The organism is Acinetobacter portensis (assembly GCF_009372215.1).
Taxonomy (GTDB): Bacteria; Pseudomonadota; Gammaproteobacteria; order Pseudomonadales; family Moraxellaceae; genus Acinetobacter; species Acinetobacter portensis.
Window position 1 is genome coordinate 13,700 of the sequence record NZ_LWRV01000091.1, and the last position, 21,356, is coordinate 35,055.

General features: G+C 35.4%; 18 protein-coding genes. 5 read left to right on the forward strand and 13 right to left on the reverse strand.

Going from position 1 to position 21,356, the window contains the following annotated elements; translation table 11 throughout:
* Nucleotides 1–216: 216 nt before the first annotated feature.
* The 4 genes from A6M14_RS11160 to uvrB all read right to left on the reverse strand — a co-directional run bounded on the left by A6M14_RS11160 (nt 217) and on the right by uvrB (nt 5,980).
* Nucleotides 217–1,989, reverse strand: a complete 1,773-nt coding sequence (locus tag A6M14_RS11160) for a hypothetical protein (protein ID WP_152875080.1) — start codon at nt 1,987–1,989, stop codon at nt 217–219.
* Nucleotides 1,990–2,174: 185 nt separating this feature from the next.
* Nucleotides 2,175–3,113 carry an EamA family transporter RarD gene (rarD, locus tag A6M14_RS11165; RefSeq protein WP_152875081.1) on the reverse strand — a complete coding sequence of 313 codons (939 nt, stop codon included), beginning with the start codon at nt 3,111–3,113 and terminating at the stop codon, nt 2,175–2,177.
* Between the two features lie 151 nt (nt 3,114–3,264).
* A complete protein-coding gene (locus A6M14_RS11170; protein ID WP_152875083.1) occupies nt 3,265–3,855 on the reverse strand; it encodes a lipocalin family protein in 591 nt (196 codons plus the stop codon).
* A gap of 97 nt (nt 3,856–3,952) precedes the next feature.
* Nucleotides 3,953–5,980, reverse strand: coding sequence for an excinuclease ABC subunit UvrB (gene uvrB / locus A6M14_RS11175; RefSeq protein ID WP_188110900.1), 2,028 nt, complete (start codon nt 5,978–5,980; stop codon nt 3,953–3,955).
* A gap of 220 nt (nt 5,981–6,200) precedes the next feature.
* On the opposite strand from uvrB, the gene A6M14_RS11180 reads away from it, so the two are divergent.
* Both A6M14_RS11180 and A6M14_RS11185 read left to right on the forward strand, forming a co-directional pair.
* Nucleotides 6,201–6,983: an A1S_2505 family phage non-structural protein gene (locus tag A6M14_RS11180; RefSeq protein ID WP_152875084.1), complete on the forward strand. Its 783-nt coding sequence runs from the start codon at nt 6,201–6,203 to the stop codon at nt 6,981–6,983.
* Nucleotides 6,984–7,181: 198 nt separating this feature from the next.
* The gene (locus A6M14_RS11185) at nt 7,182–8,630 is read left to right on the forward strand and encodes a sensor domain-containing diguanylate cyclase (protein WP_152875086.1); all 1,449 of its coding nucleotides are present in this window, start codon (nt 7,182–7,184) and stop codon (nt 8,628–8,630) included.
* A gap of 42 nt (nt 8,631–8,672) precedes the next feature.
* On the opposite strand, the gene A6M14_RS11190 is transcribed toward A6M14_RS11185, so the two are convergent.
* On the reverse strand, nt 8,673–8,855 hold the full coding sequence (locus tag A6M14_RS11190; RefSeq protein ID WP_152875087.1) for a hypothetical protein: 183 nt from the start codon (nt 8,853–8,855) through the stop codon (nt 8,673–8,675).
* A gap of 221 nt (nt 8,856–9,076) precedes the next feature.
* Between A6M14_RS11190 and A6M14_RS11195 the strand changes: the two genes are divergently transcribed.
* Entirely contained in the window at nt 9,077–10,303 is a 1,227-nt protein-coding gene (locus tag A6M14_RS11195) for an aminotransferase class I/II-fold pyridoxal phosphate-dependent enzyme (RefSeq protein ID WP_188110901.1), read from the forward strand.
* Between the two features lie 206 nt (nt 10,304–10,509).
* On the forward strand, nt 10,510–11,055 hold the full coding sequence (locus A6M14_RS11200) for a DUF1440 domain-containing protein (protein WP_152875089.1): 546 nt from the start codon (nt 10,510–10,512) through the stop codon (nt 11,053–11,055).
* A 58-nt stretch (nt 11,056–11,113) separates the two neighbouring features.
* On the opposite strand, the gene rapA is transcribed toward A6M14_RS11200, so the two are convergent.
* The 8 genes from rapA to A6M14_RS11240 form a co-directional block, all read right to left on the reverse strand.
* Nucleotides 11,114–13,942: an RNA polymerase-associated protein RapA gene (gene rapA / locus A6M14_RS11205; protein WP_152875090.1), complete on the reverse strand. Its 2,829-nt coding sequence runs from the start codon at nt 13,940–13,942 to the stop codon at nt 11,114–11,116.
* Between the two features lie 153 nt (nt 13,943–14,095).
* Nucleotides 14,096–14,740, reverse strand: a complete 645-nt coding sequence (locus tag A6M14_RS11210; protein WP_152875091.1) for an RluA family pseudouridine synthase — start codon at nt 14,738–14,740, stop codon at nt 14,096–14,098.
* 133 nt (nt 14,741–14,873) lie between these two features.
* A complete protein-coding gene (locus tag A6M14_RS11215; RefSeq protein WP_152875092.1) occupies nt 14,874–15,578 on the reverse strand; it encodes a phosphopantetheine-binding protein in 705 nt (234 codons plus the stop codon).
* Nucleotides 15,579–15,746: 168 nt separating this feature from the next.
* Nucleotides 15,747–16,328: a hypothetical protein gene (locus A6M14_RS11220; RefSeq protein WP_152875093.1), complete on the reverse strand. Its 582-nt coding sequence runs from the start codon at nt 16,326–16,328 to the stop codon at nt 15,747–15,749.
* Between the two features lie 122 nt (nt 16,329–16,450).
* Nucleotides 16,451–16,867, reverse strand: a complete 417-nt coding sequence (locus tag A6M14_RS11225; RefSeq protein ID WP_152875095.1) for a GlcG/HbpS family heme-binding protein — start codon at nt 16,865–16,867, stop codon at nt 16,451–16,453.
* Nucleotides 16,868–16,954: 87 nt separating this feature from the next.
* Complete coding sequence (hemL, locus tag A6M14_RS11230; protein ID WP_152875097.1) at nt 16,955–18,259, reverse strand: glutamate-1-semialdehyde 2,1-aminomutase; 1,305 nt, start codon at nt 18,257–18,259, stop codon at nt 16,955–16,957.
* Between the two features lie 30 nt (nt 18,260–18,289).
* Nucleotides 18,290–18,910: a thiamine phosphate synthase gene (gene thiE, locus A6M14_RS11235; protein ID WP_152875098.1), complete on the reverse strand. Its 621-nt coding sequence runs from the start codon at nt 18,908–18,910 to the stop codon at nt 18,290–18,292.
* 298 nt (nt 18,911–19,208) lie between these two features.
* Entirely contained in the window at nt 19,209–19,580 is a 372-nt protein-coding gene (locus A6M14_RS11240) for an Mpo1-like protein (RefSeq protein WP_152875099.1), read from the reverse strand.
* Between the two features lie 237 nt (nt 19,581–19,817).
* On the opposite strand from A6M14_RS11240, the gene A6M14_RS11245 reads away from it, so the two are divergent.
* Complete coding sequence (locus A6M14_RS11245; protein WP_152875100.1) at nt 19,818–21,278, forward strand: CYTH domain-containing protein; 1,461 nt, start codon at nt 19,818–19,820, stop codon at nt 21,276–21,278.
* The last annotated feature ends 78 nt before the right edge of the window (nt 21,279–21,356 follow it).

Genomic DNA, 21,356 nt, shown 5'->3' on the forward strand with positions numbered 1-21,356 from the left:
ATCATAAATTTCAAAACCCCATAATTGTAATGGAATTAGAGGCAACTTTGTATCAAAAGCTGAATAAGACTGTACTATTTTCTTGTATATTCACTATAAAATTATGAAATAGTTGTAATTATTTTTATGATTTCAAAAATAAAACCGCAAAATCTGATAGTTAGCGGTTTAAAAAGGTTATTTTTCAAATGTTGATTTTACACTCAATTTTGAACATCAAGTGCTGTATGAAATAGGTGAATGATCGTCTAAATTAATTTTTTCTGCTCTTGAAGATGCCGAAAAGTTCAAATCGTATTGAATAATGGCATTAAATTCTTCAACATCAAATTCTGTATAGGTATCTGGCACACCCAATAAAACAGGTAAACGCGTTAAACCATTATCGCCACACGGAAATGCATAATGACGTTGTTTATCGGTAAAATTATGCATACTTTCAAATTCTATAAATACACTCGCATTTGGATATGATCGAGGGATTTCTAGAATATTCATGAAAATTTTACGTTTTAATTCTATTGCAGATTTTTGTGCATCTAATAAATCATTTTCTGCCTGATCTGACTTCAATATTCGTTTTAACAAAGAAGTCTGTTTTGTCGCTTGTTCTCGTTTTAACTTATTCATAAACATTGTAAGTTCACGATAATCGACTAAATTCTGACTAATAGTTGCTTGTAATGCTTTAATTGGTTGCATAGAACGTTCATGCATAAAGTTCCAATCATTTTCATTCAGTGGAACAAAACATTCTTGTTTGCGTTTTTCGAGCAATTTCACATAGGCAAATAATTTATATTCAAACATTTGCACATAGTGGTTAAAAACCAAAGAAGGCTGCGCTTTAAATTCACGATAATAAGCCAGCAATTCTGACAACAATCTATGCCCATTTAAATATAAGTAATCAAACTCTTCTATATGTGATAAATGCTTTTTAGATGCCACATGCATTAATGCAAAAAACTCACCTGTGAGCACATTTTCAAATTTCTTTAAGTGCATTTGCGCAACGACATCGGCATTTTTCGCAACAAACTGAACAGGTTCAATTAATAAAGGAATCAGTTTGTCTTCGTAAATTTCTTCTAATTGATGAACTACATCAATCACATCTAAGTTAATTTGGCTTTGAATGGTCACCATTCGCTTAATTAAATCTTTTAGATGTTCTATATATTCAATTTCATCTGTTTGAGATAAATCCAACACAATAGCATTTAAGAATATTTGATCTGGAAGTGCACCCTGCTCTTCTATTAAAAAGCGTCGAATTGAGTATGGGTTATGCTCTGCATGCATAACGGGTGCAACCAAGTAAATCAACTCAGATGTTTTTACAATATGAAAATGTCGAACTTTCTGTTCACGTAAAATTAAATACCTAAAAACAGGAAGTTTATTCAGCTTAGAATCTTTTTTTAATAAGGGCTTATGCCAATAATCGAGCAATTGTTGTTTGATATAAACTTCAACAATAAAACCTTTAATTTCATCTTCTGTCAGCTTTCTTAAACCGCGTGGTTCATCTATTTTTATTCTTCTAATAATTTTGGCAGCATTGAGTAAAAATGTACGATGAATCAGTATTTTTTCACGCTGAAGCACAAAATCTTCTTCAACTTGTATTTGATTAATCTGCTCAATTGCATTTTCTAAATAATCCGCAATTTGCAGACTATCGCTAAGCTCTTTTAAACTCTCTAAAGACTCACTTAATGTTTTAGCAAACTCGCCCATTTTAGGATGAGTTAAACGATGACGTAAAATTGCTAAACTCGTATTGGCTTTATACTCAAAAGTATTCGCAACCCTATTCCAATAAATTTCTTTCGGTTTTAATATTTGATTATCAATATCATCACAAAGTTGTAAATCTGCATCTTGAAGCACTTCAAGTAATGCAAGATGCCAATCTACATCTAGACTTGGTTCTAATTGCAAAAGTTTTGCACGTATTTGATATGGAATAGCATTCGCTTGCATACCAAGTCCCCTGATTTTGTAGACAACTGATTTAAATATATTATTTTAATGAATAATAACTTATTTTTGATATGTTTTTTATATTTCACATAAAAAATATCTGATTAAATAGAATTAATTCGGTTTAATTTAAAGCAATTTTCAGGCTAAGTTATTTGCAATAAAATATTTACTTACATTTTTAACTATTCATCTCGACCTATTCTTTTTTCTAAGTTATTTGCATTTATTTTCAGTTCGTCTTGCTTATTCTTTTGTTTCATTAAATGCAATGTACCCTCGATAACAAGTAACAATACAGCGCACCAAATTGGAATATATGTGAACCACTCCGTAGCACTCACACGCTCACCTAGCAGTATAGATGCAAAAGCGAGAAGAACTGGTTCCAAATAACTCAATAATCCAAAAATAACAAAAGGTAAATAACGACTTGCAAGGATATAACTCCCCAAACCTAATGCACTTAAAAAACCCAACCCAATTACTGCCAAAATAAGATGTGGAAACACTGCAATAAGTGAAACTGTATCACTATAAATAAATGCAAGATAAATTGAAACTGGGATTATTAATGCTAAATCCCACCAAAAACCGCCTAAATTATCGGTTTTAAATACACGGCGTAAAAAGAAATATAATGGATAAGCAAGAGCAACATAAGCTGTTTCCCAAGCTATAGATCCTATACGCCATATTTCATGTCCAACACCTAAAACAGCAAGTACAATTGCTGCAATCTGCCATTTTGATAGTTTTTCTTTATATAAAACACAGCCTATAAGCACCATCACCAAAGGCAAAAGAAAATAACCTAAAGAAACCTGTAAGCCTCGCCCATTAATTGGTCCCCATAAAAAGAGCCATAACTGGGTGGTACATAATATGGAACTTAAAATAAGCCAAAGAATAAATGCAGGTTGTTTTAAAGCACGTTTTAGAATGTCTGCAATAAGTTTTAAATCACCCATCGACCACATTAACAAAGTTAAAAATGGGATCGTTGCGAGCATGCGCCATGCGAATGTTTCTTCGCTATTCAGAGGTTTTAAAAATTCTGTATAAAAATACAATATGCCAAAAGTAATAGATGCCAAAACAGACAATGCTACACCTTTGTACATATCACACCCCTATTCACTTAATATTATGATCTAAATTCCTTTCTTAGTCAGTATATCCATTTCAATGGACTAAATCTTTATCATCACTATAAATAATTTAAACATCCAATAAAAAAAGCCATGTAAAAACATGGCTTTTTCATATAAAGACTTAATCTTTTTTAGTATGTGGTGTTTGAATCAAGTCTGATAAATCATAACCTACAGATTTTGCATAATCTAAATATTCATTTAATACTTCTGGCTTAACTTCCGTATCACGTGAAAGTACCCACATATATTTACGGTTTGGCTCACCAACAAGTACAGTTTTGTAGTCTTCATCTAATTTTAGAATCCAATAATCACCACGGCCTACAGGTAACCAACGGATTGCTTCTGGTAAGAAACTTACTTTTAATTTCGAATTAAAAGGTGCATTTTGCACATAAGCCTCACCTAAAGATTTACTTAATTGACCTTCTTTGTCGTAACAACGGTTATCTACAACAACATTACCATTTTCATTTAAGGTATAACGCGCTGAAATATCACGTGCACATTTTTTCTGGAAAGATAAAGGTTTTCGAGCAACCTCATACCAAACACCTAAATACTTATCTAACTCAACCTTTTCTACAGTGCTTAATGGCTTTGGTTGCGCATATGCCATTGTTGCCATACCCAAACCTATTAAAACAGCACCACCAAGTGCAATTTTCGCAAGTTTATAACTTGCGTTTGTAACGCTTCCTTTTGTCATAAATACACCTTTGGTTAAATTCAAAATGAGATCATTATTAAGATAGCTTGTTTTTTAAACAATAAATGTTGCGAAATGTAATAGAAAATTCAATCATTTACATGACCTGCAACATATTTGCTTTTAACCTCAATATCTCATCACGCAAACGAGCAGCTTGCTCAAACTGTAACTCTTTCGATGCTTTAATCATTTCTTTTTCAAGTTTGGTTAGATGTTTTGCAAAAAGTTTCGGATCTGACATTAAATGTCTTTCATCTGCTGAAATTGCTTTATCTTGATCTGAAATTTGACGTTCTATTTGATCATCATCAAGCACTTCACCTGTATCAATTTCTTTAATGACTTGGCGAACAGCGCTCCGTGGTGTGATTCCATGTTCTTTGTTAAATTCTTCTTGCTTCGCACGACGTCGATCCGTTTCATCAATGGCTTTTTGCATTGAATCGGTAATACGGTCTGCATATAAAATTGCTTTACCTTTCAAATTACGCGCGGCACGACCAATGGTTTGAATTAAAGATCTTTCTGAGCGTAAGAAACCTTCTTTATCTGCATCTAAAATAGCCACTAAAGAAACTTCAGGCATATCTAGACCTTCACGCAAAAGATTAATACCAATCAGTACATCATGAACGCCCATGCGTAGATCATGAATAATTTTTACCCGTTCAACCGTATCAATATCTGAATGAAGATATGCCACTTTTACACCATATTCTTTTAAATAAGATGTTAAATCTTCTGCCATTCTTTTTGTCAATGTCGTGACAAGAACACGTTCATTTAAAGCTGCACGAATATTAATTTCAGAAAGTACATCATCAACTTGGGTTAAAACAGGTCTAATTTCAATTATGGGGTCTAACAAACCTGTTGGACGCACAACCTGTTCAACAATTTGCTCAGACTTTTCTAGCTCATAACGTGCAGGCGTTGCACTCACATAAATAGTCGTTGGAATAATGCGTTCCCATTCCTCAAATTGCATTGGACGGTTATCCAAAGCACTTGGCAAACGAAAGCCATAATTTACCAAGTTCTCTTTACGTGAACGGTCGCCTTTATACATGGCACCAATTTGTGGAACAGTCACGTGAGATTCATCAATGATGAGTAATGCATCATCGGGAATATAATCAAATAATGTAGGTGGTGCTTCGCCCGATGGTCGACCTGAAAGATGACGTGAATAGTTTTCAATGCCGTTGGTATAACCCAATTGCTGCATCATTTCTAGATCATAACGGGTACGTTGCTCAATACGCTGTGCTTCAAGCAACTTGTCATTTTCACGGAAAAAAACTAAGCGCTCTTTGAGTTCCGTCTTAATCGTTCCAATGGCACGTTCTAAGTTATCTTTTGGTGTTACATAATGACTTTTTGGATAAATGGTTACGCGTGGCACTTTCCGTACCATTTTTCCTGTAATTGGATCAAACCAACGAATTGAATCGACCTCATCATCAAACAGTTCAATACGAATGGCGTGTTGTTCAGATTCCGCAGGGAAAATATCTATAATTTCCCCACGAATACGGTAAGTACCACGTAAAAATTCAAGTTCATTTCTTGAATATTGCATTTCAACCAAACGACGAATAATGTCATCTCGATTCAAAAAATCGCCCTGCACTACATGCAATAACATACTCATATAAGCATTCGGATCACCCAAACCGTAAATTGCAGAAACCGATGCAATAATAATGGCATCACGACGTTCTAATAATGAACGTGTCGCAGAAAGACGCATTTGATCAATATGATCATTAATAGATGAATCTTTTTCAATGAACGTATCTGAAGATGGCACATACGCTTCAGGTTGATAATAATCGTAATAACTCACGAAATATTCAACCGCATTATTGGGGAAAAATGCTTTAAATTCACCATAAAGTTGTGCAGCTAACGTTTTGTTATGCGCCATGACAATAGTCGGTCGTTGCGTTTGAGCAATCACATTTGCCATGGTATAGGTTTTACCCGAGCCTGTAACACCTAGTAGCAATTGATCATGAAGACCTTGCTCAACACCACGGACTAGCTTTTCAATCGCTTGCGGCTGATCACCTGCAGGCGCATAGTTGGTTACTAATTCGAAAGGTTGATGGTCACTCACTTGATCTATTACCCATATATTTTTAAAGAAAAGATTTTAGCAGATTCAAACCAAGAACATTGAATAATCCTTATTTTTTCATCATTTTCACATCGATAAATAACATTCACATTTCACAAAATTTAAAGTTTTTTATTCTAATCATTCCACCAATTTTTTCTTGACCACTCCGCTATTCAAAGGCAACATGAAGTGAAGAATCTAGATACAGTAGCATGCCATGACTTACCAATATCACGATGAAAGCATTGTCAAAAACTTAGCGGAACATACGACGTTTGTATTCGGTAGCAATATGGCAGGTGAACATAGCTCTGGCGCTGCAAAAATAGCTTTGGAAAATTTTGGCGCACTAAAAGGCGTTGGTCGTGGATGGTCTGGACAAAGTTTTGCTATTCCAACCATGAATGAGCATTTACAGCAAATGCCACTGTCACAAATTCAACACTATATTGATGATTTTAAAATCTACTGTAAAAATCATCCTAAAAATAAATACTTCTTAACTTCTATTGGATGCGGTATTGCAGGCTATACCGTTGAAGAAATTGCACCTATGTTTAAAGGCATTAGCCACAACGTAATTTTCCCTGCATCTTTTCGACCATTTGTAGAAAAAACACTCCCAAAGCTTAATCAAAAATTCTTACATACGCTTTTTAATGAAGAACGTATTTTTTCAGCACAAGAAGATAACTCGATGCTTGATCAGTTAGATTTATCTGACAATGAAATCAGCCTAGCGAAAATTATCGTGAATACGCAAATGTACCCAAATGACAGTAATGGTCGTGATCGTAGCTTTGAAATTGAAGATATTTTGCATAATCTAAAGGCAAAAGCGATTCAATTCCCTGACGCTCTAGAAGCACGTTTTATTATTGGTGGCGCTGTATTGGCAACGCTTGAACTTTATAATATCAATGAATCTGATTTTATTGATGCTTGGACGGGTATTCACGAAATTGCACCTCCACGCCCAGCTCATAAAGCAAAAAAATAATTTTTAATTTACATAAAAATAAAATACCAAGACAAACTGCATACCACCTTATAATAGGTATGCAGTTTAAAAATCGATTAAGACAATAAAAATCATAGATATTTTATAGAGTCCATATCATTATTCATTTGTTCTTTTTAATTTTTTAGTGATATATTTCACGTTATTAAAACGTATAAAAATATTAGGTATTTATAAATGGAGATTCTCGATTCTTCAATTTTTGATTTATCACCAATTCCTTTTTGGCTTGAAGATTTTAGCGAAGTCAAAAATCAATTTGATATTTGGAAAAATGATGGGGTAGAAAACTTAGAGGACTTCTTAAGAGAAGATATGTCTAGAGTTTTACACTGTGCAAATTTAATCAAAGTCCTTAAAGTAAATCATAAAACTTTAGAGCTTTTTGAAGCAAAAAATGTAGATCATCTTCGTGAAAATTTAAGTCAAATTTTTAGCAATGATATGGCAGAAAGCCACATACACGACTTACTAGCTTTGTGGAATAATCAAGCACATTTTTCCAATACAGCGGTCAATTATTCATTAACAGGAAAGCGCCTTGATATTCATTTAAGAGGAACTGTTTTACCAGGTCATGAAGATAATTTATCTCTGATTTTACTGAGTACAGAAAACATTACCTCTTATCAGGATGCTTGTCGTTTAGAAGCTCACAGTCGTTCGATTGCAGAAGCACGTTTCACCTATTCGCCAACATCTTTATGGGTAGAAGATTTTAGCCGTATCAAAACCCGTCTTGATCATTTAAAAGCAATTGGTATAGAAGACTTTGTAACGTTTTTAGATGTACACAATGATTTTATTATTGAATGTCTACGTGATATTTCAATTATTGATGTAAACCAAGCGACACTTAATTTATTTGGTGCTTCATCTAAAGATCATTTACTACAAAATATTTATACCGTATTTGGTCATGAAACATTAAACACCTTCCGCGGGCAACTCATTGAATTATGGAAAGGTAATATTCACCACCAATGTGAAGCTGTAAATTATGCGCTAGATGGAAGTATTAGACACGTTCTACTGCAATTTACCATTTTCCCAGGTTTTGAAGATAATTGGAGTATGGCGCAACTTGCGCTTACTGATATTACTGCACGTAAAAAAGCTGAAAATTATTTAGAATATTTAGGCAAACATGATGTGCTCACCAAACTTTATAATCGCTCATTTTATAGTTCTGAAATAAACCGAATTGAACGCAGTACGCTTCGACCTGTTTCTTGTATTTATATTGATATGAATGGGTTAAAAGAAATAAATGATACTCAAGGACACGATGTTGGTGATGACTTATTAAGACGTACAGGCGCAATCTTAACTCAACTCATTCACAATACACTTTATAGCGCATCACGTATTGGTGGTGATGAGTTTGTTGTACTTCTACCCGGTGCTGATGAAGCGGCATTACAAAGTAGTCTAGATGCGTTACATGAACTCATTCATATAGATAATCAATTTTACTCAACCCAAAAGATTAATTTTGCAATTGGTTCAGCGTCATCTCAGAACAATGAACGCATAGAAGATATGCTAAAACGTGCAGACAAAGCGATGTACTTACAGAAAAGAGCATTTTACCTCTCTCTGAAACATGAAAAAGAAAGTGTTTGAAAATTGAATATAAAAATAGGTGCTTATAGCACCTATTTTTAATTAGCGTTTACCCATTGAACGACGTGTCCCACGCGGAGGCATCCACGTACGATCTGCATAAGGTTGCGGTTTTGGACGTAAATCCTCTACTTCTTCATCTGCATTTTTAGCGTCATTCGCTTCTTTGATAGGAAAAGGTAGCTTTACCATGGGCTTTTTCTTGGGAGTATTTTGGGTGCTCATTAGATTCACTCAATTATAACTGTACATATTGTACGGAATTTTTAAAAACTGTGCGACCCCTTCCCCCTAAAAGCCACAATCATTTCCTTAGACTTCAACGAAGTTCATCATATTTTTAATTTTTTTATGATTTTGTAAAAATTATGTACGCCTAATGGCTTCATTTTAGGATAAGATAATATGCTTTATATTTTTTAAACCCCATAAGAAGGAATACTGCCGTGGACGTACGTCTCTCTGATCGTGTAAATGCCATCAAACCGTCCCCTACACTAGCTGTTACCAATAAAGCTGCTGAATTAAAAGCTGCGGGTAAAAATGTTATTGGCTTAGGTGCGGGTGAACCGGATTTCGATACACCGCAACACATCAAAGATGCAGCAATTGCAGCAATCAATAATGGTTTCACAAAATACACGGCTGTTGACGGTACGCCAGGTCTTAAAAAAGCAATTATTGCTAAATTTAAACGTGACAATAACCTTGACTATGCTGCAAACCAAATTTTGGTTTCTTGTGGTGGTAAACAATCATTCTTTAACTTAGCTTTAGCTTTGTTAAACAAAGGTGATGAAGTTATTATTCCTGCTCCATTCTGGGTAAGCTATCCAGATATGGTAATCATCGCTGAAGGCGTGCCTGTTATTGTAAAATGTGGTGAAGAACAACGCTTCAAAATCACACCAGCTCAATTAGAAGCTGCAATTACTGACAAAACACGTTTGGTTGTTTTAAACAGCCCTTCTAACCCGACTGGTATGATCTACACGAAAGCTGAATTAGAAGCTTTGGCTGAAGTTCTTCGTAAATACCCAGAAGTTTATATCGCTTCTGATGATATGTACGAACCAATCCGTTGGGATGATGAATTCTACAACATCGCAACTGTTGCACCAGACCTTTACGACCGTACAATCGTTCTTAACGGTGTATCAAAAGCCTATGCAATGACTGGCTGGCGTATTGGCTATGCAGCGGGTCCTGCAAAACTTATTGGTGCAATGAAAAAAATCCAATCTCAATCTACTTCAAACCCAACTTCAATTTCGCAAGTTGCTGCTGAAGCTGCATTGAATGGTCCTCAAGATGTTCTTGAGCCAATGATTGAAGCATTCAAACGTCGTCATGACTTAGTTGTAAATGGCTTAAATGCAATCAACGGTATTTCTTGCTTACCTGCTGATGGTGCATTCTATGCATACGCAAATATCCGTCCGTTAATTCGTGCGAAAGGTTTAAAATCTTGCACAGAATTCTCTGAATGGTTATTGGAAGAAACTGGTGTTGCTGTAGTTCCTGGCGATGCATTTGGTTTAGGCGGTTTCATGCGTATTTCTTATGCAACTGCTGACGAAGTTCTTGTTGATGCACTTGCTCGTATCAAAAAAGCTGCTGATTCAATTGAAGGCGTAGACGCTGCGATTGCTTCAATTGCTGCTGAAAAATAATCTGGATTAACAACAGATTTAAAAAAACCCGCGTTCTTCGCGGGTTTTTTATTACATATATGAATCAGATAAACATGTGCTGAATTACATTTTCACAACTCAGTGTCATCACTCATATTCTATAATTCTAAGAACAGTAAACCTCTTTTATCAATCATAAAATGAAAAAACCTTAATAAATAACATTAAATAAGAAGGATATAACAATGATCTTAAATAAAAATAATCTTAAAATTTTAATACTTGGCACATTAATTGGCGGAATTATAAGTTCATTGGTGAAATGGGGTAGCGAAGTTAATATGCCCCCTCGTATGCAAGGTGATATTTCCCCTCCTGCTGCACATATAGATGCTTGGCTTGGTCCCTTAGGTTTCCATTCAAATAGCTTAGATTATATCTATCAAGGACATACTATTTCTGGTGCAGTCACTTTATATCATTGGTTATTTAGCTTTGCCTTTGTGTTTATATATATTTTAATTTCAGCTTATTGGCCTAAAATTCGTATGGCTTATGGTGCGCTATACGGTCTTATTATTACTGTTGTCATGCATGGCTTTCTTATTCCTGCTCTAGGTTTTCGAAATCCTATTTATGCAAATGGTGAAAAAGGTTGGCTATGGAATTTAAACTCAGCTGAATTATGGAGCGAAATTATTGGACATATTTACTGGGCTGTATCGATTGAGATCTGCCTCGTTTTTGTATTAGCTTTGGCTGCAAAACCGATTCGTGGTTATTGGACATAATTTATACTTTTCAATAAAAAAGCACCCGAAGGTGCTTTTTTTAAACTCTTTATTTTACTTATGGTTTTACAACAACCATCACTTGAATAGCTTCTGGTGTTACCGCTAAACCATCTAACAAGCTAATTCCTTCTTTTTGGAATTTTTGTAGACGTGCAATTTCATCTTCACGAATGCTTGGATTAAATTGTTTTAAGTAAGTTAAACGGTCAATTTCATATTGCCATTTATTACCATACACTTCTTTCGCTTGTTGCTTGAAGTTCGGCAAAGCTGATTTTGCAATTTCTAATGCTTGAGCATAGCGTGTTTCAATAATTTCATGACGCGCTTTCACAACTTGACGGCAGCTATTACCATCTAAATGATGTAAATAAGGTTTTAAAATTTCAGGTGCAATTTTTTGCGATAAATCCTGACCTTTTTCACTTAATAATACACGTACCAATTGTTGCGGTAAGCTTGATGGCAAATTCAATGCTTTTGGCGCAACAACATCTACCTTGAACCATACTTCAATAAGTACCGAACCTTGCGGTAAAGCCGCAGATTTAAGTACAGCAACGTTTGTACTACCAAAACCTTGTGTGCTGATCATTTCCATTACGCTTTCAGTAAATGGATGTTCTAGCGTTAAGTATTGTGCATCTTCACGAATTTGCGCTTGATCACGGTAGAACGTAGCCGTCATACCCTCTTCATCAAGTGTAATTCCTTGAACTTGCATTTGGTCTGTTGGTTTGATGATAACCGTACCGTTGCTTTGCTCATCAAAATCGATGTTTGTAGATGCCATAAAGCGCTTCATAAACATCGGCAAAGTTGTATTGTCATCATAATCTTCAAGTGCAGTCACAATTTCTTGTGCAACAATTGGACGGCAAGAGTTATATTCAAGCAAACGGTCACGACCATTTTGAAGTTCAGCTTCTAAAGCTTCACGCTGAACCACAACCGCTTCAAGTAACTCTTCAAACTTTTGCCCCATATCTGCAAGCAAACAATCTTTTAAATCTACAATAAAGTTTTCTTGTAGTGTTTGCGCCGTTGGTGAAATATTACCAAAGATATTTAAAGCTTCGTTGTACCAACGGAACATACGTTCTTGTGCTGTACCTAACAAATAAGGCACATGAATTTGAATACGGTTTTCTTGACCAATACGGTCTAAACGACCAATACGTTGTTCAAGTACATCTGGGTTTGCAGGTAAGTCGAATAAAATTAAGTCAGATGCAAATTGGAAGTTACGACCTTCTGAACCAATTTCCGAACATAATAGAATTTGAGCGCCATACGAGTCTTCTGCGAAATATGCAGCAGCTTGGTCACGCTCTAAAAGACTCATGCCTTCATGGAACATTGCAGTACGAATACCCGCATGAATACGAAGTGCATTTTCTAAAGCTTCAACGACTGGGCCACTACGTGCAATAAGCAACACTTTTTTGTGCTTTAACTGCGTACGAAGCATTTCCATAATCCACGAAACACGTGGATCAGTTTCCATCCAAGCACCGTCTAATTGTGCTTCTTCAGGCCACATTTGTTCACGTAATTTACCATCTTTAGACCATTTTTCTGGTGCAGGTAAAGGTGCTGGCTGACAATCACGACCAGGGAAGCCTTGAATTGCTTCACGTGTATTACGGAATAAAACACGACCTGTGCCATGACGATCTAATAATTCATGAATCGCACGGAAACGTTGTTCAGGGTTATCTTCAATGCGACGACCCAACAATGCTTCAAGTGCAACCAAATGTGCTTCTTCTAAAGCAAGATCAGACATCAACACTTCAGCAATTTTCGCTGTTTGTTGATATTGCTCTTCTTCATCTAAGAAGCGATCTAGAGAATTAAAACGTTGCGGATCGAGTAAACGTAAACGAGCAAAGTGTGATTCCACACCAAGTTGTTCAGGTGTTGCAGTAAGAAGTAATACACCCGCAGTTTGTTGAGCAAGTTCTTCAACTAAGTCGTAACGATCGTTACCACCATCTTCTTCGCTCCACATCAAATGATGTGCTTCATCGACAACAAGAAGGTCAAAACCTGCTTCCATTGCTTGCTCACGCAAATCGTCATGGTCAATCATTAAATCGACACTTGCGATAATGCATTGTTCTGTCAAGAATGGGTTTAAATCTGGGTCATGTTCTTTAATAGACGCAGTACGTGTTAAATCGAACAATGAAAATTGAAGATTGAAACGACGACGCATTTCAATCATCCACTGATATTGCAGTGAATCTGGCACTAAAATCAGGATACGTTCAGAACGACCTGTTTTAAGTTGTTGATGAATGATTAGACCTGCTTCAATGGTTTTACCCAAGCCTACTTCATCTGCAAGTAAAACACGTGGTGCAAAACGCTGACCCACTTCATGTGCAATATAAAGTTGATGCGGAATAAGACCAACACGTGAACCAATCATGCCGCGTAATGGGCTAGATTTCATGTTCGCTTGCATCAATAAAGATTCAATTCGTAAGTCGTACCATTCTTTATAATCGATTTGGCTTGCAAGTAAGCGCTCTAAAGGCTTAGATAACTGAATGCTTGCACCAATACGTGTTTCATTTAAAGACTTACGTTCTTCCGTTCCATCTTCAAGCGTACGATTCACATTATAACGAATGACACCATTACGATCTTCAAGAGAATCCACAATCCACGTTGTGCCTTCTTGATCCATCACTTCATCTTTAGCTTTAAAGATAATACGAGATAAAGGCGCATTGCTCCGTGCATACACACGAGTTTCATCACTTTTGGGGAATAAAATGCTGACCGATCGCTCATCTACATCAATAAGAACTCCTAAACCAAGTTCTGTTTCTGTGTCTGAAAGCCAACGTTGACCAATAGCAAACTGCTGCAATTTTTTCCACCTTTATCTAAGAAGTTAGGATGTGTTTTTCATTCAATACCATTGATTAGCATTTGACCAAAAAACAACACCTTTAAGCAATATATTTTGACATAAAGCCCACCAAAAAGTGAGCTAAATTAAATCTCTTGAAACACTTTCACCCTAAAAAGGGACTGCACAATAAAACTCAACAGATTGTTCTGTTTTAGGATGATGAAAGCTTAATTTTTCCGCATGTAAACATAAACGTGGCGAAAGCTGTTGTTGCTCTGGCGTTGCATATAAGGTATCTCCAATAATTGGATGACCTAAATATTGCATATGTACACGGAGTTGATGAGAACGACCTGTAATTGGCGTAAGTTGAACGCGCGTTACATCTTGTCCTTGAATTTGAAAATGTTCAGTTGCCTGCCAATGTGTTAAAGCAGGTTTATTATGAGATGGTTCTGCAATATGCAATGGCGGTCTAGATGGATCATAAATGACTGGAACATCTACCGTTCCCTCATCTTCTAAATGACCTGCAACAATGGCTTGATAAATTTTTGAAGTTTGACGTTCTTGAAATTGGCGTGAAATGCGGTTTTGTCCGAATTTCGATAAACCAAAGACTAAAATACCTGAAGTATCTCGATCTAAACGATGAATAAGCAAAGTATTCGGTTCTACTGCAAGTAAACGATTGATCACACAATCTTGTAAATCTGGTGTTTTCCCAGGAACAGTGAGTATCCCTTCTGGCTTATGAATCACCATGAAATCTTCATCACGATGAATCAGGTGTTCGGTTAGAAAATTACTCAAGTTTCAATTCCAAGCTGATCACGAAAACAAGCGAGCAATGATAAGAATCTTAACTATAAAATACAATGTTCAAAGCGTTAATAACCGACGAAATTTCCGATTTAGCCAAATTAAATTTTCAATTTGTGTTTTTTTAATGCGGATTCACTAAATAATTCATTAGGCTTGCAAGCGTTAAGTCAGGTTTAAAATCTTCGTAACGAATATTTGAACCATTTACGCGCCACAATTCAACCAAACTGACTATAGAAACAGAGTTTAACCCATAACTGCTTAAATATTGATTCGGATCTATTTCTAAAGGCTCTATATCTAAGGCTTCGGCAATTGCCAATAAAATACCTTTGCTCGACAGAATAAATTCTTTAGGCGCACTTAATGACCACAAACGCAATAAATTATACGTGTTTATATGATGGATTTTTTGCTTTGAAATGCTTTCAATCCATTGAATATGTTGTTCAATATTCGTAAGCAAAATTGCATCATCTATTACACAAATATTTTCAGTGACTGAATTTAGATATTCGAGTAATTGTTTGGCTTGCGCTGAAATTTTACCTGTCACGATAAGCTGTTTTCTTAGACTAAGTTGTTCGCCCAACAACATCATGCCTTGCATCATTTCATTTGCGCTTAAAGATACGACTGGAATATCTAAAGCTTTGGCTTTTTTCATCAACACATTGAAATGCTGATTTAATTCTGAATTTTGAAAATCATTTTCTTGCTGTAATTCATTTAAACCCAAAAGAAGTAAAACACTTTCTGTAGATGATAATGCCCATTTGGCTTGGCTCGCGTCGAGTTGAATTTTCTTTGGGAGTGGATAGAACATTGAAGAGCAATTTCATGTGATTTAAAGAATTATACAAATGAAAGATTTTTTGAGGTAGTTTTCAACCATAAAAATATGATCAAACAAAAAAATATTTATTTCGCTCAATTTAATCACATGATTTTATTAAGGCTGTATAAATTGATCTTTATTAATCTTTTCAGGTGTCTAACCTGTCATAGTATTTAAAGTGATTCCCGTACTATAAGTGGTATAGCCATTTCCATGATCCGTTCTATAAATAACATGTTGATGATTACTTTTATAAAATTGCGTTGAATACCCCCAAAATCTATCTAAACCCTGCCACTCCCCATCACCCGTTGCATATTCAATTGTATACTCACCTAAAGGAGCAAGTGTTTCCGCTTTACTATATTTGGGTAGTTGAACCACAACATGTAATGTATTTGTCATCTTATCTCTTACTAGAAAAACAGCATCTTTGTCTTTAGTTGTGAAAGTGAGAGAACCTTTTACAGAACCATCTAAAGGAAAGTTGTTCATGGTGTTTTGTACAAACGGTCGTGCATATTGGCTTTCTAATATTTTTTGTTGCTGACTAAAATCTTCGATTTCTTTCAAACCATTAACATTTGTATTTTCAATACTTTGTTGATTGGGAATTTGCTGATGATTTTCTTTAATTCTTTTTAAATCATCTTTATAGAATAAAAGCACCATGACACCAACAGCAATGATCATTCCACCAAATTGACTAAAGAATGAATTTTTATTATTCGCCCCCATATTTCCCCCAGAAATTAAAAAACAAAAAAAATTATCTAAGTTATTATTTTATATAAAATTTAAGCGATAGATAGATGTAATTTATAATAAATTTCTACTTTTCTATCTATCGCTTTTTTGAATTAATTCACTTGAGCTAAAAATTTCTCAATGGCATGTTGAGCAATTTCTGCATCTTGGAATGCTTGAACACCTGAAACACCCACAGCGCCAACCACTTGTCCCTCATAAACAATTGGCAAACCACCTTCTAACAAACCCACAAAGTTTGAAATTGAAAGGAAACCACCACGACCATTTTTAATCATATCTTCAAATGCTTTTGAAGGTTTATGACTAATAGCAGAACACTTTGCTTTCTCTAAACTTACTGTCGCACTAATGGGTGCTGCGCCATCCATACGTTTGAATGTCAATAAACTACCCGTCGCATCAACAACAGCAATACTGACATTAAATGAATGCTCAATAGCATATTTTTGTGCTTGATCTAATAAGAATTCTGCATCTGCTAAAGTTAAATAATGTGTAGTTTTCATAAAATGTCCTTAATTTATTCTAAAATTTGCTCAATAAAAAAGCCCGTAGCATATCAACTACGGGCTTTAGTTTAGCTAATTTCTAGCCTATTTGTTGTTTATTTCTGCAAAAACTTCTTTCGCCATTTGAATAGTATATTCAATATCTTCATCTGAATGTGCTGCTGAGAAGAAGCCTGCTTCAAAGGCAGATGGGGCAAGGTTTACACCACGTGACAACATCCCGTGGAAGAATTGACGGAATGCTTCAACATCACATTTCAACATTGAATCAAAGCTTGTGATGTCTTCTTGGTCGGTGAAGTACATACCAAACATACCACCCACTTGTTGAGTCTTAAATGGTACACCTGCATCTTTTGCTGCTGCTTCTAAGCCTGCAAGTAATGTTGCAAGTTTAGCGGTTAAGTTTTCATAGAAACCTTCAGCACGTAGATGTTTAAACATCTCAATACCCGCACGCATTGCAAGTGGATTACCCGACAATGTCCCTGCTTGATACACTTTACCAAGCGGCGCGATACATTCCATCACTTCACGTTTACCACCAAATGCACCCACAGGTAAGCCTGCACCAATGATTTTACCTAAAGTCGTTAAATCAGGTGTTACGCCGTAATGAGCCTGCGCACCACCTAGCCCCACACGGAAACCTGTCATTACTTCATCAATAATGAAGACTGAACCATGTTCATCACATACATCGCGAATAGCTTGTAAGAAACCATCAATTGGTTTTACAAGATTCATGTTGCCTGCAACAGGTTCAACAATGACCCCTGCAATTTCAGAACCAAATTTAGCAAAACATTCTTTTAAAGTTGCAATATCGTTGTACGGAAGCGTAAGCGTATGTTTTGCAAAATCGGCAGGAACACCTGCTGAAGTCGCTTCGCCCTCACCACTTGTCAATAGACCAGAACCTGCTTTCACAAGTAACGAGTCTGAATGACCGTGATAGCATCCTTCAAACTTAACAATTTTGTCACGCCCCGTATAACCACGTGCAAGACGAATTGCTGTCATTGTTGCTTCTGTGCCTGAGTTGGTCATACGAACCAATTCAATAGACGGCATAATTTCACAAATAATGTCCGCTAAAGTTGTTTCGTGTACCGTTGGCGCACCAAAACTTAAACCATCTACAGCAGCAGTTTGAACGGCTTTAATAATTTCAGGATGTGCATGACCCAAAATCATTGGACCCCATGAACCGACATAATCTACATAGCGTTTGCCATCTACATCGTACAAATAAGCGCCTTGCGCTTTTTCAATAAATACTGGCGTACCACCTACACCATTAAATGCACGTACAGGTGAATTCACACCACCTGGAATATGTTTGCTTGCTTGTTTGAACAATTGTTCTTGCTTTGGAGATAAACTCATGAAAATCACTCAACTCAAAAAATAAAAAAATTAAGCTTGTTCAGCAAATAGTTCTGACCAATCATATACACGTTGACCAACCGTAGACATTGAACGACCTAAAACATCACTAATCACCGCACATAAATCTGCACCCGCAGCAATCACTTCAGCACCGTTTTCAACGGTCAAACCACCAATTGCACAAATAGGCACATTCAACTTCGCTTTTGCTTGTTTTAAAGTTTCAAGACCGATATTACCCGCTTCAGGTTTTGTATCAGTGGCATAAATTGCACCAAAAGCAACATAGTTTGCTCCATCGGCAATGGCTTGTTCTGCCAATTCAATAGAATTATTACAGCTACGACCAATCAGAACATTTTTTGGTAAACGTGCTACTGCTTCTGCAATTGAGCCATCATCTTGCCCTAAATGTACCCCTACGCCATATTCAACTGCAGTATCTAAATCATCATTGATGACAAAAGGTACTTTGTATTGGGCACATAAATGCTTCATATAGCCAATTTCATAGGCTTGTGCTTCTTTTTGAACATTCTTACGACGATACTGTAAGACAGCCACTTCATAAGTTGCCATTGCACCTTCAAGCTTTGCTAACAAAAGCTCAATTGGATCATCGTTAGTAATTAAATATAAACCGCGCATCACATCTGCCGAAATTTGTCTTATGCCGAATTATCTCACAACCCTATGAGATAAATCATTTAAACATGTAGCAATTCATTATTTTTCTATTGAATTATTGATGCTTTATAAACTTTTGGCATAAAAAAAACCTAGAGAGGTCGCTCTAGGTTTGGAAACTGGATATTTAACATTAAAAATAAATTAGTGTTTCACCACTCTACCCTATTTTTTTAAAATATTAGAGCTTTTATTTCAATTTTTTCATATTAATCATAAAAATAAATATAATTATTGCTATATTTTTCGAATATTTACATTAACTCTTAATTTTATCAAATGCTCTATCTCTTAAACTTAAGTTACCTCTTAATACATCCGAGAACATTTTCCAGTCTGAAATAAAGCTATAAATAGGTTGTTTAAAACTTGCAGGTTTATTTTTTTCAAAAACAAAATGCCCAATCCAAGCGCAGGCATAACCTGAAACTAAACCATAAACAAAATATTTAGCCTGACGCTGTCGAATGGCTTTGCTAAAAAAATACAACCCAATGCAACTACCTGCAACGTGTAAACGTCGACTCATGATATTTCGATGCTCGGTTAAGTAGAAGCGATAAAATTCATGATAATTACGAATGGGTAATTTCAATTCTGGCTGAATATTGATATTAAAATTTTGATCCATCTTTATATTCACTAATATCTTCCTGATACGTTTTAATCACGTTAAACCATTTTTCGCTTAAATTAAAGCCACTTCTTTGTAATCTAGATTCGTCAAGTCTTACATCAAAATAGATTTTCGATACAATCAAGGCTGAACATATACAACATTATTTTTGCGCTATACATAACTTTAATAACGCATATTCACGTGAACTGACTCATCTCACACATTGAGATTAAAACTAGGACAAAACTTATGACCGAAGTTGAATTAAAATTTCAAATTCATGAATCAAGACGAAATGCTTTACTTAAAGCTTTAGATCCTAAAAAGTCAGAAATCATTCAATTAAAAGCAAAATATTTTGATACGGAAGATCGTTTACTTGCACAAAATCATGCAGCATTACGTCTTCGCCTAGAAGGAACACGTTGGATTCAAACCCTTAAAGCTGCGGGAAAAAGTCATATTCAACGCTTTGAACATAATTATGATTTAGGCGAATCTGAGATTCCACCTGAATTGAATTTAGACATTTATAAAGATGATGCTGAAGCAACAAAAATTTTAACCAATGCTTTAGGACAAAATTTTGATGCGCTTAAACTGCAATTTGAAACGGATATTGAACGAACTTCACGTGTAATTCCATTTGAAGATACGCATATTGAAGTCAGTCTGGACATTGGTACAATTCGTGCTGAACATGGGGAATCTCCCGTTCATGAAGTTGAATTTGAACTGAAAGATGGTTCTATTAAAAGCTTACTTGCTTTTAGTTTTGAGTGGGTTAAGAAATATCAACTTTGGTTAGATGTACGAAGCAAAGCCGAAATTGGCAATTTACTTGCACAACAACAAATTGTTAGCCCCGCACAATACGCTAAAGAATTTCAACTCAGTAAAAAAGACAGTGCTGATATAAATCTACGCTTGTTAATTTCTCAACAACTTCAACATTTACTACCAAACATTGCCGCTATTTCTGCATTACTTGCGGAAAAGTCACATATTGAGCAAGCGCAAACTGCGTTAAATCATTTGTATTTAAGTTTGCATATTTTTAAAGATTGGAGCCCTTCTCTTTCAAATAAATGGACAAATCAGCTGAATGCTTTTAAACAGCAATTTGAAAATTTACAGCATTTACAACATATGCAAGATACTTTGGGCACATTTCTACAAAATCCAAATACTTCTTCAAATTTGGAAAAAGATATTCTTTATGCCAAAGAAAAGCTGAATAATTTAGTTAAATCGACACAAAATGTTCATCACTTTCTTGAGCTGTTAACCTTTAGTTTAGAAACAAGTGAAGTATCTCAAAAGCAAGATTTAAAAGCTTTTGCACAAAATACGTTGCAACATCAGTATAAAATTTTGCAAGAAAGTTTGAGTCAGGCGGAGATTAGTAATTTTGAAAGCTTAGATTTACTTGCAACGCATATTAGTGAATTGAAATTTAGCTTTCCAATTTTAACCAATATTTATGATGTTAAAAATTTGCAAAAATACAGCAAAGCTTTAAATGATGCTCAACTGGCAGCACATGAATATTTGGTTTTATCTTCTTCGGCTTTATACATTCAACAAACAGAATTAGAAGCAAGCGATTGGTTTGTTTTAGGTTGGCTTACAGCCAAGCAAGAAGTTTATGCAGAGCGTTTACTAGAAGCAACAGAACAATTTATGGTGAGCCGTAAATTCTTGAAATAATTGATTTAGAATAAAAAAGCGAGGATGAATTCCTCGCTTTCTTTTAAATTTAGATTTCGCATAAGAGGTTTTAGGTTA